The 12,003-nt window shown below is 60.9% G+C and carries 14 protein-coding genes; all 14 read left to right on the top strand.

Features of this window, described 5'->3' with window-relative positions; genetic code table 11:
* Positions 1 to 12: 12 nt before the first annotated feature.
* The 14 genes from ruvA to ybgF all read left to right on the top strand — a co-directional run bounded on the left by ruvA (position 13) and on the right by ybgF (position 11,965).
* Complete coding sequence (gene ruvA, locus RLW55_RS19975; RefSeq protein WP_423415175.1) at positions 13 to 642, top strand: Holliday junction branch migration protein RuvA; 630 nt, start codon at positions 13 to 15, stop codon at positions 640 to 642.
* 45 nt (positions 643 to 687) lie between these two features.
* Positions 688 to 1,113: a hypothetical protein gene (locus RLW55_RS19970; RefSeq protein ID WP_409562528.1), complete on the top strand. Its 426-nt coding sequence runs from the start codon at positions 688 to 690 to the stop codon at positions 1,111 to 1,113.
* A gap of 80 nt (positions 1,114 to 1,193) precedes the next feature.
* On the top strand, positions 1,194 to 2,240 hold the full coding sequence (gene ruvB, locus RLW55_RS19965; RefSeq protein ID WP_423415174.1) for a Holliday junction branch migration DNA helicase RuvB: 1,047 nt from the start codon (positions 1,194 to 1,196) through the stop codon (positions 2,238 to 2,240).
* Positions 2,241 to 2,345: 105 nt separating this feature from the next.
* Complete coding sequence (locus RLW55_RS19960) at positions 2,346 to 3,296, top strand: metallophosphoesterase (RefSeq protein WP_423415173.1); 951 nt, start codon at positions 2,346 to 2,348, stop codon at positions 3,294 to 3,296.
* Positions 3,293 to 3,784: a YbgC/FadM family acyl-CoA thioesterase gene (locus RLW55_RS19955; RefSeq protein ID WP_013946648.1), complete on the top strand. Its 492-nt coding sequence runs from the start codon at positions 3,293 to 3,295 to the stop codon at positions 3,782 to 3,784. The genes RLW55_RS19960 and RLW55_RS19955 overlap by 4 nt, the downstream gene beginning before the upstream one ends.
* 385 nt (positions 3,785 to 4,169) lie before the next feature.
* Entirely contained in the window at positions 4,170 to 4,886 is a 717-nt protein-coding gene (tolQ, locus tag RLW55_RS19950) for a protein TolQ (protein WP_024275511.1), read from the top strand.
* Between the two features lie 3 nt (positions 4,887 to 4,889).
* The gene (gene tolR / locus RLW55_RS19945) at positions 4,890 to 5,342 is read left to right on the top strand and encodes a protein TolR (RefSeq protein WP_013946652.1); all 453 of its coding nucleotides are present in this window, start codon (positions 4,890 to 4,892) and stop codon (positions 5,340 to 5,342) included.
* Between the two features lie 208 nt (positions 5,343 to 5,550).
* Positions 5,551 to 6,762, top strand: a complete 1,212-nt coding sequence (tolA, locus tag RLW55_RS19940) for a cell envelope integrity protein TolA (protein WP_409562531.1) — start codon at positions 5,551 to 5,553, stop codon at positions 6,760 to 6,762.
* 86 nt (positions 6,763 to 6,848) lie between these two features.
* Positions 6,849 to 8,195, top strand: a complete 1,347-nt coding sequence (gene tolB, locus RLW55_RS19935; protein WP_409562532.1) for a Tol-Pal system beta propeller repeat protein TolB — start codon at positions 6,849 to 6,851, stop codon at positions 8,193 to 8,195.
* A gap of 256 nt (positions 8,196 to 8,451) precedes the next feature.
* Positions 8,452 to 8,586 carry a hypothetical protein gene (locus tag RLW55_RS19930; protein ID WP_256380100.1) on the top strand — a complete coding sequence of 45 codons (135 nt, stop codon included), beginning with the start codon at positions 8,452 to 8,454 and terminating at the stop codon, positions 8,584 to 8,586.
* Between the two features lie 35 nt (positions 8,587 to 8,621).
* Positions 8,622 to 8,747: a hypothetical protein gene (locus RLW55_RS19925; RefSeq protein WP_256380101.1), complete on the top strand. Its 126-nt coding sequence runs from the start codon at positions 8,622 to 8,624 to the stop codon at positions 8,745 to 8,747.
* A gap of 455 nt (positions 8,748 to 9,202) precedes the next feature.
* Complete coding sequence (pal, locus tag RLW55_RS19920) at positions 9,203 to 9,715, top strand: peptidoglycan-associated lipoprotein Pal (protein ID WP_013946655.1); 513 nt, start codon at positions 9,203 to 9,205, stop codon at positions 9,713 to 9,715.
* 228 nt (positions 9,716 to 9,943) lie between these two features.
* A complete protein-coding gene (locus RLW55_RS19915) occupies positions 9,944 to 10,735 on the top strand; it encodes an OmpA family protein (RefSeq protein WP_423415172.1) in 792 nt (263 codons plus the stop codon).
* Positions 10,736 to 10,882: 147 nt separating this feature from the next.
* Positions 10,883 to 11,965, top strand: a complete 1,083-nt coding sequence (gene ybgF, locus RLW55_RS19910; RefSeq protein WP_423415171.1) for a tol-pal system protein YbgF — start codon at positions 10,883 to 10,885, stop codon at positions 11,963 to 11,965.
* Positions 11,966 to 12,003: the final 38 nt, after the last annotated feature.

Raw genomic sequence — 12,003 nt, 5'->3', positions numbered from 1 at the left:
CGGCAAGTTCATATGATCGGGAAGCTCAAGGGCAAGGTCGATGCGATCGGCGAAAGCCACCTCGTGATCGACGTCAACGGCGTCGGCTATGAGGTGCAGGCCTCGACAAAGACGCTGCGCAATCTGAAGGTCGGCGACGACGTGGCGCTGACGATCGATACGCACGTGCGCGAGGATGCGATCCGGCTGTTCGGATTTCAGAGCGAGTTCGAGCGGAGCTGGTTTCGTACGCTGCAGACGATCCAAGGCGTCGGCGCCAAGGTTGCCTTGAGCGTGCTTGGCGTGATGGCGCCGCAGGATCTTGCCAATGCCGTGGCGTTCGGCAACTGGGCAGCGGTGGAAGAAGCGCCGGGCGTCGGCAAGAAACTCGCGCAGCGCATCGTTTTGGAATTGAAAGACAAGGCGCCGGCGCTTTCGCTCGGCGGGCATAACATTCCGGCAGCGGGGGCAGGTGCGGCCGCTCCTGGGCCTAGCATCCCGCCGTCGAGTCTGGCATTTGCCGAAGCGCTCTCGGCGCTAACGAATCTCGGCTACAACCCGGCGCAGGCCAACGCCGCCGTCGCGGTCGCGTCGCAGGAATTGGGAGATGCTGCCGATACTGCCGCCCTCATCAAGCGCAGCCTCAAAGAGTTGGCGCGCTAGGCCGTCCGTCGTAATTTTCGCCGCAACCGGAAAGCAGTCTCGCGCATGGAAAAGAACAAGATCAGCAACACCATGCGCACGCTTTGGATGGTTCTGATTACGTCGCTGGCGGCGCCATTCTTTGCCGGATTGATCTTTGTCGGACTGCAATTTCTCGCTCCGGCGACGAATTTTTTCCTACCGCCTCACGGTGGAGAAGCCATCGGCGAAGTCGCGGTGGATGCGTTCGTCTGGAGCGCATTGCCGGCGACGGTCGCAGCGCTGGGATTGACGCCGTTCGTCCTGCAAAACGGCACGTACCCGTGGCTGCATGCGGCCGTGGCCGGTGTGCTGGGGTTCATGGCGGGCGTGATCATTTTTCCGTTTCACGCCGGACCGGCGATGCCGTTCCTGGCGTTTCTGGCGGGGTTGCTGGCCATCGGTATGCGTGCGCTGCTGATCGCAGGTGGGATTCTGCGCGAAGAGGCGTGAAGTCAGGCTTTGCACCGCGTTTCCAACGGTCCCTGGCGCGCCGACTTGACGGCGCTGGCGAATAGCCTCACGAACAAACCATGACCGACAGGCTTGTCAGCAGCGCACGTAAGGACGCGGATGCCTTCGAGGCGACGATCCGCCCGCAGTCGCTCGACGATTTTGTCGGGCAGGAGCAGGCGCGCGCAAATTTGAGGGTTTTCATCTCAGCGGCGCGCGGGCGCGGGGATGCGCTCGACCATGTGCTGTTCGCCGGGCCTCCTGGGCTCGGCAAGACGACGCTGGCCCAGATCCTGTCGAAGGAACTCGGCGTCGGGTTTCGGGCGACCTCAGGGCCGGTGATTTCGAAGGCCGGCGATCTCGCGGCGCTCCTGACGAACCTCGAAGAGCGCGATGTACTCTTTATAGACGAAATCCATCGGCTCAATCCGGCGGTCGAAGAAATTCTCTATCCGGCGATGGAGGATTTCCAACTCGATCTGATGATCGGCGAGGGGCCCGCGGCGCGGTCGGTCCGCATCGATCTGCCGAAATTCACGCTGGTCGGCGCAACGACGCGGGCTGGGCTGCTGACCAATCCGCTGCGCGACCGGTTTGGCATTCCGGTGCGGCTCAATTTCTATACGGTTGCCGAGCTTGAGCAGGTGGTGGGGCGCGGGGCACGCGTGCTCGGGGCCGCGATGTCGCCGGACGGTGCACGCGAGATCGCAAAACGCTCACGCGGGACGCCGCGCATCGCAGGGCGGCTGCTTCGCCGCGTCCGGGATTTTGCGGCGGTCGAGGGTGCCGTCGTCATCAATGCCGAGGTTGCCGACCGGGCGTTGACGATGTTGGAAGTCGATGGCGAGGGTCTCGATGCGCTCGATCATCGCTATCTGGGCTGCATCCTCAAACATTATGAAGGTGGCCCAGTCGGCATCGAGACGCTGGCGGCGGCGCTGTCGGAACCCCGTGACGCGCTCGAAGAGATCGTCGAGCCGTATCTTTTACAGCAGGGCTTCATCGGGCGCACGCCGCGCGGACGAGTTCTGACGCTCAAAAGCTACAGGCATCTGGGCGTAAATAGCGCGGCAAAAGGGGCTTCGCCGGAGCTTCCGATTTTCGAGGATGGCGAAGGCGAGGCGTAACGCCGCTCCTCAACCAAAACTTAAAAAAGTTCATGGTTTGAACAGCATTTGCTGTCGAATGTCGGGGTTCGGCTTTCAAATCTGAAGATTTATGAGGGATTTGCAGTGATTAGCCGCCGCGATCTGCTGAAGATGACGGGCGTCGCAGGCGTCGGCTCGACGGCGCTCAGTGGCTATGCCGTCGCCGAAGCCTTCCGCGAGCATGTCACGACCTACGCATTTACGCCGCCGAACTGGACGCCGGGACTGACATTGCGTCTGGCGATTCTGGCCGATCTGCATGTTTGCGATCCGTGGATGTCGACCGAACGGCTCGAACGCATCGTGGCGCAGACAAATGCGCTCAATCCGGACGCCATCCTGATGCTCGGCGATTTTGTCGTCGGCTTGCAACTTGGCAGCTATTCCGGCGCGGTCAGCAACGAGGCGTGGGCTGCTGAGCTGGCGAAGTTGAAAGCGCCCTATGGCGTGCATGCGATTCTCGGCAATCACGACTGGTGGCAGTCGGCAGAGGTTCAAAAACGCCGCGCAGGTCCGACGCCGGCGGGACTGGCGCTGAAAGCCGTCGGTATTCCGGTTTATGAAAACACTGCCATTCGGCTGGAGAAAGACGGGCATCCGTTCTGGATTGCGGGGCTCGGCGATCAGTGGGCTTTCAAACCGCCCAAAGTTGAAAGCGACGAGGTGGTGCCGAGCCGGGATAGCGGATTGAGCTATGCGGGCGTCGATGATCTTCCGGCGACCATGCGCGCGATCGAGGATGATGCGCCGGTCATTCTCATGGTGCACGAACCCGATATCTTTCCGAGCGTTTCAAAGCGCGTGTCGCTGACATTTGCTGGCCACACGCATGGCGGTCAGGTGCGCATTTTAGGATATGCGCCGGTCGTTCCGTCGATCTATGGGTCGCGCTATGTCTACGGGCATATCGTTGAGGATGGGCGGCATCTCATCGTCTCGGGCGGCCTTGGTTGCTCGTCGCTGCCGATCCGGATCGGATCTCCGCCGGAAATCGTGGTCGCAGACCTCGGCGGGGCAAACGGAGGCGAAGTTTGAGCGTCGAGCAATGGCCGGATATCGCGGGCCGCATCATCAATGATGCGAACGGCCAGCGGCATATTCTACCGGTCCGGGTTTATTTCGAGGACACTGACGCAGGCGGCGTTGTCTATCACGCATCATTCGTGCGCTATGCCGAACGTGGACGCACGGATTTTCTGCGGTTGCTCGGCACCGACGCGCGCCGCTTAATCGACGGCTCCGACAGTGGCGAGCCAGCGGCGTTCGTCGTGAGACGGATGACGTTTGACTACGCGCGCCCCGGACGGATGGACGATCTTCTGGAGGTCGAGACCCGTGTGAAAGAGCTGGGTGGGGCAAGCGTCACGCTTGAGCAAACGATCAGCCGCGACGGTGTGCGTCTCGTGTCCGCGGACGTCATCGTGGTGCTCGTTGCGATTTCGGGGAAACCGCTGCGTCTCAGCGGAGCTGTGCGGGAAGCTTTTGCCGCCTACGCGGAAGGCGCGAAAAGCTCGGCATCCTAAGGGCCTGCATCAGGGATAGGCGGACGTCGGCCGATTGCGGTCATACACGGATTGAGCACCTTGAGTGGCTCATCTTGGCTCCGCCTGAGGCCAACGGCCGCAATTTTCGTGGATAAACGGGCGGATGCGGCGATGTCATGGGCTGTAGTAAGCCCTCGTTTGGTCATATTGGGCGGCAAAAGCTCTCCGCTCCATATGCGCATGGGGCGGGGGCGCTTGCTGCCGGGGTGGACGTCATTAGGCCGTCATACACTTTCTTCAACGGGCCGATGCTCGGCGCGTCTCATATCATTGGGTTCGCCTTGAGCGTTTCCCGGTGCTACCGGAATTCCAAGGCTCGTGCGATTGCGCACGGGTATCGCAGTTCTACGACATGGATGGTGAAATGAATCCCGCGGATGTCGCCCAAAGCGCCGTTGCACCGGTCTCAGCGGGTGGTTTTTCCTTTCTCGAACTTTTTCTGCACGCAAGCATCGTGGTGCAGCTCATCATGGGCGGGCTGGGGCTCGCCTCTATCTGGTCTTGGGCGATCATTTTCGAAAAGCTTCTGGCGTTCCGCAAAGCGCGCGTCGAAAGCGATCGTTTCGAGCAGCTTTTCTGGTCCGGCCAGTCGCTCGACGAGCTCTACACCAATCTGTCGCGCGGGCGGACGATCACGATGGCGGCTTTGTTCGTGGCGGCCATGCGGGAGTGGAAGCGCTCTGTCGAAGGCAACATTCGCGCGCTCGGCGGCATTCAGCTTCGCGTCGAGAAGGTGATGGACGTTACGATCAGCCGCGAGATGGAACGGCTCGATCGACGCCTGCTTTTCCTCGCAACGGTCGGCTCGACAGCACCGTTCGTTGGTCTGTTCGGCACGGTCTGGGGCATCATGACGAGCTTCCAGTCGATCGCGGTTTCCAAGAATACGTCGCTGTCGGTTGTGGCGCCGGGTATCGCTGAAGCGCTTTTTGCAACCGCCCTCGGCCTGATGGCCGCTATTCCTGCCGTTATTTTCTACAACAAGTTCTCGGCGGATTCGGCTGCGATCTCGCAGCGTCTCTATGCATTTTCGGATGAATTTGCAGCGATCGTCTCGCGGCAGATCGACGTGAGGGCTTAGCCGATGGGAATGAGCGTCAAGGCGGGCGGAGGCGGTGGACGCGGTCGGCGTCGCGGCAAGCATATGCCGATGAGCGAGATCAACGTCACGCCAATGGTCGACGTGATGCTCGTGCTGCTCATCATTTTCATGGTCGCCGCGCCGCTGCTGCAGACCGGCATCGACGTCAATCTGCCGGAAGCCAAGGGGCAGCAAATTCCGACGCCGAAGAAAGATCCGCTGGCGGTCACGGTGAAGGCTAACGGCGATGTTTACATCGGCGATTCGCAGGTTCCGCTCGATGATCTGGCGACGAAGCTCAAGGCCATCGCGCAGAACGGCTACGACGAGACGATCTTCGTGCGCGGCGACAAGGGTGTGAACTACGGTACGGTGATGGAAGTCATGAGCCGCATCAATCAGGGCGGCTTCAAGAAGTTGTCGTTCGTTCTCAACGGGGAGAAGGGAGGCACTTAGCGCCCGTAATCGCTAAAGGACGATACGTATGACGAACATGGATGCGCGTCAGCGCCCTCTCAAGACCGGTTCGTCGCGAGGCCTGTCGGCAGCGAAGGCTTCGGTGTGCGGCTGGTTCCTGTCGCAGTTCGGGCCGCAACTTGGGCCGCAGTTTTGTGAGTATCGGCGGCCGGACGCGCCGCCTTATGTTGATTGTGGGTGCTGAACCGTGCCCTTCGGACTTGTTCTGTCCCTTCTTTTTCATGCCGCCCTTCTCGGGTGGGCGCTTTACGGCTTGCATTCCTCGCCGCCGCTCACCCCGGATACACCCGCGATTTCGGCTGAACTCATCACGCCGTCGGAGTTCCTGCGCCTGAAGCAGGGCAGCGAAGACGCCAAGCATCTCGAAACCAAGGCGAACGACAAGCCGACGCCGGACGACAGCAAGAACGATACGCAAAAGCCCGCCAATGCGCCGCCGCCTCCGCCGCCCCCGGCCGAGGAGCAGGTCGCGAAAACGGAGCCGCCGCCGGAGCCCGAACCGCCGGACGCCGCAGAGCCTCCGCCGCCTCCACCTCCGCCCGAGGCATCGAAGTCCGAGCCCGATCCGATCGCGAAGAAGCTGCAGGAGACGCCGCCGCCTCCGGCTGCGAACGCGCCGCCTCCGCCGCCCGAGCCTGGTCCGACGCCTGAAGAAAAGAAGGCCGAAGAAGAAAAACAGGCTGCAGAAGCAGCAAAAAAGAAGGTCGAGGAAGAAGCTAAAAGGAAAGCCGAAGAAGAGGCAAAGAAAAAGGCCGAAGAGGAAGCCAAGAAGAAAGCAGCGGAGGAAGCGAAGAAAAAAGCGCTCGCCGAAGCCAAGAAGAAGGCTGCGGAAGAGGCAAAGAAAAAGAAGCTCGCTGCACTGAAGAAGAAGCGGCAAGAAGAGGCGCGCAAGAAGGCCGAGGCTGCCAAGAAGCAGTTCGATCCGAGCAAGATTGCCGCGTTACTTGACAAGTCGCCGGACGACGCGACGCCGAAAGCGTTGCTCGACAAGGACAAGCGGAAGAAGGGTCAGCAGGCATCTGGCTCGAAGAACGACGCGTTCGACACGGGCAAGGAAGCCGGTACGGCGACGGGCACCGATACGGTGCTTTCGGCCCGCGAGCAGGATCTGCTCAAGGGCATGCTGAAACAACAGCTCAACGGCTGCTGGCGGCCGCCGGGAACGGGCGGCGGCGAGGAAGTGCCGGTCGTCGCGCTGCATTGGGAACTCAATCCCGACGGCACACTCGCAGGCGAGCCGCAGGTGACGTCAGCACCGAACACGACGGCGGGGCAGGTTTATGCCGAGGCGGCGCTTCGGGCCGTTCGGACTTGTGCGCCTTTCCATCTGCCGCCGGACAAGTACGAAGGGGGCTGGAAGATCATCGACTGGACTTTCGATCCGCGACAAATGTTGTAAACGCCTAAAAGTTGCTTCAATCGACCGCGAAGCGAGACAATCTTTGAACTCCCGGTTTGCCGGCAGTGACGCATGAGAGAGCCTGAATGATTCTGAAAGTCCGCCTGAAACGGCTGTTTTCTGTCGCTACGTTCGTCGCTGCCGCCATAGGGCTCGCTCCAGGGTTGGCGACGACGCCCGCCATGGCGCAGCTCAAAGGTACGCAGACGGAAGGCACGATTGCGCCGATCCCGATCGCAATCCCGACATTTCTTGGCGACGATCAGCAACTCGCGCAGCAAATCTCCGGCGTGGTCGAAGCCGACCTTGGGAATTCGGGTTTGTTCCGGCCGCTCGATCACGGGTCTTTTCTGGAGCAGGTGCGCGACGTCAACGCGCTGCCGCGTTTCAACGACTGGAGGTCGATCCAGGCCGACGCCCTAGTCGTGGGGCGCGTCGTCAATAGCGGCGACGGGCGAGTCGGCGCTGAATTCCGGGTTTGGGACGTGGCAGGCGGAAAGCAACTCACGGGGCAGCGATTCTCAACGGCGTCCCGGAACTGGCGCCGCATCGGTCATATGATCGCCGACAGCATCTACGAGCGCCTGACTGGCGAAAAAGGCTACTTCGATACGCGAATCGTCTTCGTCGACGAGACGGGACCGAAGGAACGCCGCATCAAGCGGCTCGCGATCATGGATCAGGACGGCGCCAATGTTCGCTTGCTGACGCAAGGTAACGAACTCGTGCTGACGCCGCGGTTCTCGCCGACGAACCAGGAAATCACCTACATGGCCTACATGGCCGATGGCCAGCCCAAGGTTTTCATCATGAACCTTGAGACGGGACAGCGGGAACTGGTCGGCGATTTTCCGAACATGACGTTCGCGCCGCGATTCTCACCCGACGGCCAGCGCGTGATCATGAGTCTCGGCCGACCGGACGGCGGCTCCGACATCTACGAGATGGATCTGAGGTCGCGGCAGCCACGGCGACTCACGCAGTCGAACGGCATCGACACCAGCCCCAGCTACTCGCCCGACGGCAGTCAGATCGTGTTCGAAAGCGATCGCGGCGGCCGGCAGCAGCTATGGGTCATGAATTCGGATGGCTCCAACCAGCATCCGATCTCAGGGGGCGATGGCACCTATTCGACGCCTGTCTGGTCGCCGCGTGGCGACTACATCGCCTTCACCAAGCAGGCGGGCGGCCAGTTCATCATCGGCGTGATGAAGCCGGACGGTTCGGGCGAGCGGCAATTGACGTCGGGCTTCCACAACGAGGGGCCGACCTGGGCGCCCAACGGCCGGGTGCTGATGTTCTTCCGTGATGTCAGCAACGGCGAGTCGGGTGGGCCTCGAATCTATTCGGTCGACATCACCGGCTACAACGAGCGCGAAGTGAAGACGCCATCGTTTGCATCCGACCCTGCGTGGTCGCCGCTGCTGAATTAAGATCGCGTTTACGAATGCGTCGTCACAAATATTAACGGCGATGGCAAAAGGACTCGAAAAGATACGCGATGCCAATGGGTTGCGCATCTTAACGCGGCTGGCAAAAGTGTTGAATTTTGCCCACTAAGCCCCGTTGCATTTTCGCATCTATGGGGTTGGAAAACTTGGGATTTGCCGCCTCCGTTCTTGATCCAAGACCGCCCTCCCGGTACCCCAGAGTACGGCTTTTGCCGGAATCGTATCAGGAGATATGACCATGCAGGGTGTGAAGGGGCTGATCCTTTTGTCAGCAGTTGTTGCGGCTATCGCTCTCGGCGCTTGCCGTCGCGAAGCTGAGCATGTTCCTCTGAAGCTTGGCGGCCCGGTCGCCAGCGACTCGGTTGCTCGCTAATTTAGCGCGTAATCAGGAACTTTAAGGAGACTACAATGAAGAGCGCAATCGTTCTCGCTACAGTTTTGGTTGCTGTTGCTCTCGGTGCTTGCCGCCGTGAAGCAGAAACGACGCCGCTGAAACTTGGCGGGCCCGTCGCTTCGGAGCAGGTTGCGCACTAAGCGCACCCTGACTTCTTAGTACTGCGTTTTTCATTATTGATCTTCAAGACCGAGTTGTGGGCGGGTTTCCGTCAACAACTCGGTCTTGAGCTTTTTAGGCCTGTCGTTCAAGGCGTCGTCACTGTGCTGACAAAAGATCAGAACAAGTGAGTCTCAAGTTCTTTGGTGCTCTCGCGCAATAATTCCGGGAAAACACAAAGAAAAGTGGTCGTAATTCAAATTAGTCGCACACACACCTCTAAACCCGATGGTAATAGATCCGGTGAGAGGCTGCTGCGGAAAGCCCAGATTGCCAGTTCGAAATACGACGGATCGGGGAGCTACCGCTGCGGAATCGGCCATATTTTCGGCTGAACGCTCCGCTATCGGCATAAGGGACAAACACTATCTCTTGGCGGACGGTACGCGGTGCGACTCGCGCAAGGGACGAGATCGATACGAAGGGGATTAGCGGAATGATGGCCACGTTTGCGCGGAGCTTGGGCCTGCGCCTTGCCGCCGTTTCGATTCTTGCCGCGACGCTCGGCGCATGTGCCAACAAAGACATGCAGCCCGACTCGCTCGCCAGCAAGTATGGCAATGCAACACCCGGTTCGCAGCGCGACTTCACCCAGAATGTCGGCGACATCGTCTACTTCTCGACCGACTCGGTGGATCTGACGCCGGAAGCGCAGCAAACGCTCGTGAAGCAATCCCAATGGCTGCAGCAGTACCCGCAGTACACGATCACCATCGAAGGTCACGCCGACGAACGCGGTACGCGCGAATACAACATCGCGCTCGGTGCGCGCCGCGCGACGGCCGTGCGCAACTTCCTTTCGCAGCATGGTATCAACGGCGCCCGCATCCGTACGATCTCGTACGGCAAGGAGCGTCCGGTTGCGGTTTGCAACGATATTTCCTGCTGGTCGCAGAACCGGCGCGCGCAGACCGTGCTCAACAGCGGCGGCGTCGTCAGCCAGCGTTAGCGCTGGACATCAACCGCGGGGGATCGGTTGGGCGTCGTTTCGCCCGCCGCCACGTGCTCGGTCCCGCCGAGTCGATGCCTGAGCGGTCTCGTTTGATAGCGGTTGCCGGGTGGCTCAATTCGGCAACACGTTAATAAACCTTTAACGTCATTTGCTATCAGCAAAGTTTGGCCCAATTGGCCTCGCATAAGGACGCCACGTTATTTTTAGTTGCGGCGCCCTTATTCAATGCGGATTTCGCGGACTTCAATTGTTGCGGCTGGCGTGATTTGTTGCGTCCTGGGCCTGATGGGCGCCTTGGCATCGCATGTCGGTGCGCAAGACAGCGATCCCGATGGCATTCGGGCAGCCGAACTTCTCGAAGACGGTCTGGATGCCTTGTCCGACCGCGCAGAAGATTCGGGCCGCCGGCTCCTTAATCGCGTTATCGACGAATATCCCGGCACGGCTGCCGCGTCGCGCGCCAAGCGAGCGCTCGCCTCGCTCGAGCGTGGCGAACTCGATCCGGAAGCGCGCCAACGGCTGAAAGCCGATGAGGCCGAACGGACGTCGGAATATCGGCATGCTTTCCTGCTGGATGTTGGTGATCGTGTCTTTTTTGCTGAGAACAGCGCCGCGCTTGGCGGTCGGGCGCGCAGCCTTATCGAGCAGCAGGCGCGCTGGCTGAGTGTGCGGCCGGATCTGTCTATCATGGTCATCGGCCGGGCCGATGGTGAAGGCGACAGCAAGGCGGCTCGCGATCTCTCGCTGCAACGTGCCCAGGCGGTTCGCGATCGTCTCGTGGTGGCTGGTCTGCCGCTGAATCGCATCGAGATCAAAGCCGCCGGAGATCTGGACCAGGTTGCAATCTGCAACAACGCCCTTTGCCGGGCGCAGAATCGCAATGCCGAGGTCCTGATCAACTACTGGCACGTCTATTCCGGCTGGCAAGCCGGTGCGCGGCGTTCCGGTTTGGCAAATTCCACGTCCGGAACGGCAAGCCGGCAATTGCGCGATTCGGGCGATCAGATTTCTCAATAGGTTGTTGGGAAAGGTGGTTGATGGCGGAGTGCGACCCGGCGTAGGTGGAGACGCGGGAACACCTGGGGTAAGCTCCCGCAGCCGGCTGGCGGGAGAATCCTGTTCCGGCACGTGTCGCATCAACTGATCCGAGGGGCACAGCCGGGGATGGCCAAGCTTGCGCAAATCTACAGCACTGGCGTGAACGCTGGCATGGGCGCCTTTCAGGCCGTCGCCTTGATTGCGGTTCTGGCTCTCTCGTCCGGTCCGCTTTTGTCTCGCCCAGCCATGGCGCAGGCGAACGATGCGCGCGGGACGAAGGGCGGCGCGGTGGCGAATGCTTCTCCTGACGCGGCTCTCAAAGCTCGCGTCGATGCCCTGGAAGAGCAGCTTGTCGACATGCAGGTGGTTGTCGGGACTTTGGAGACACTTGCCAAGAACGGCGGCGGTGCCGGTGGGGCTGCATCGCAACCCTTCCCATCGGCCGGAAGCGGTGCTGATACCGCGCGGATCGAAAGCCTCGAAACGCAGGTCCGGGCGTTGACGGCACAGGTTCAGCAGCTCACGGACCAGATTCAAGCGCAGGGCGGCGTGCAACATCGAACCGACCTTCCGGGCGGACCTGACACGGCTTCGCTCGGGAGCGGCAATGGAACGCCGCAAGCCGAGTCCGCGGCTATTCCAGGTTTCGGCTCGACGACAGTTTCGCCGGGGAATGGCGGCAACGATGCCATCGGCGGGCTTCTGAACAAGCAGGATCAGCAAGGGCAGGCGAACGGTCAGCAAGGGCAGCCCAACGGCTGGTCGTCTCCACCCGGCGCGGGCGTTTCGACGGCGGCTCTGCCGCCCACAAGCGAAGCGCCGGGCGATCCCAAGCAAGCCTACGAGACGGCGTATGGCTATCTGCTGCAGCGCGATTATGGTTCGGCGGAAGCGTCCTTCAATGATTTCCTGAAGAAGTATCCCAACGACTCGCTCGCGGGGAACGCCCAATACTGGCTTGGCGAGACGTATTTTGTGCGCGGTCAATACAAGGCGGCAGCGGGCGCGTTTCTCAAGGGGTATCAGACTTATGGGCAGAGCGGTAAGGCGCCCGACAGTCTGTTGAAGCTCGCGATGTCACTGGACAGGCTGGGTCAGAAAGAGGCAGCCTGCTCATCGTTCTCGGAGCTTGCCGCGAAATTTCCGACCGCCCCGCAGAGCGTCAAAGGCCGGGCGCAAAGCGAGCGTCAGCGGATTGGCTGCCAATAAATCTGTGTTCGCCGGCCTTTAGGGCGTTTGCCGGCTGA

Origin of the sequence: Hyphomicrobium sp. B1 (assembly GCF_049532635.1) — a bacterium.
In the GTDB taxonomy this organism is placed as follows: Bacteria; Pseudomonadota; Alphaproteobacteria; order Rhizobiales; family Hyphomicrobiaceae; genus Hyphomicrobium_B.
The sequence above is the reverse complement of the archived record's forward strand: the minus strand, read 5'-3'. Positions and strand labels throughout refer to the sequence as shown.

What these genes read in the sequence shown, in the direction of transcription:
- RLW55_RS19970 (WP_409562528.1), top strand. Translation starts at nt 688, where the DNA reads ATGGAAAAGAACAAGATCAGCAACACCATGCGCACGCTTTGGATGGTT.
- tolR (WP_013946652.1), top strand. Translation starts at nt 4,890, where the DNA reads ATGGGAATGAGCGTCAAGGCGGGCGGAGGCGGTGGACGCGGTCGGCGT.
- tolB (WP_409562532.1), top strand. Translation starts at nt 6,849, where the DNA reads ATGATTCTGAAAGTCCGCCTGAAACGGCTGTTTTCTGTCGCTACGTTC.
- ruvA (WP_423415175.1), top strand. Translation starts at nt 13, where the DNA reads ATGATCGGGAAGCTCAAGGGCAAGGTCGATGCGATCGGCGAAAGCCAC.
- RLW55_RS19915 (WP_423415172.1), top strand. Translation starts at nt 9,944, where the DNA reads ATGCGGATTTCGCGGACTTCAATTGTTGCGGCTGGCGTGATTTGTTGC.
- ybgF (WP_423415171.1), top strand. Translation starts at nt 10,883, where the DNA reads ATGGCCAAGCTTGCGCAAATCTACAGCACTGGCGTGAACGCTGGCATG.
- tolQ (WP_024275511.1), top strand. Translation starts at nt 4,170, where the DNA reads ATGAATCCCGCGGATGTCGCCCAAAGCGCCGTTGCACCGGTCTCAGCG.
- RLW55_RS19930 (WP_256380100.1), top strand. Translation starts at nt 8,452, where the DNA reads ATGCAGGGTGTGAAGGGGCTGATCCTTTTGTCAGCAGTTGTTGCGGCT.
- RLW55_RS19925 (WP_256380101.1), top strand. Translation starts at nt 8,622, where the DNA reads ATGAAGAGCGCAATCGTTCTCGCTACAGTTTTGGTTGCTGTTGCTCTC.
- pal (WP_013946655.1), top strand. Translation starts at nt 9,203, where the DNA reads ATGATGGCCACGTTTGCGCGGAGCTTGGGCCTGCGCCTTGCCGCCGTT.
- ruvB (WP_423415174.1), top strand. Translation starts at nt 1,194, where the DNA reads ATGACCGACAGGCTTGTCAGCAGCGCACGTAAGGACGCGGATGCCTTC.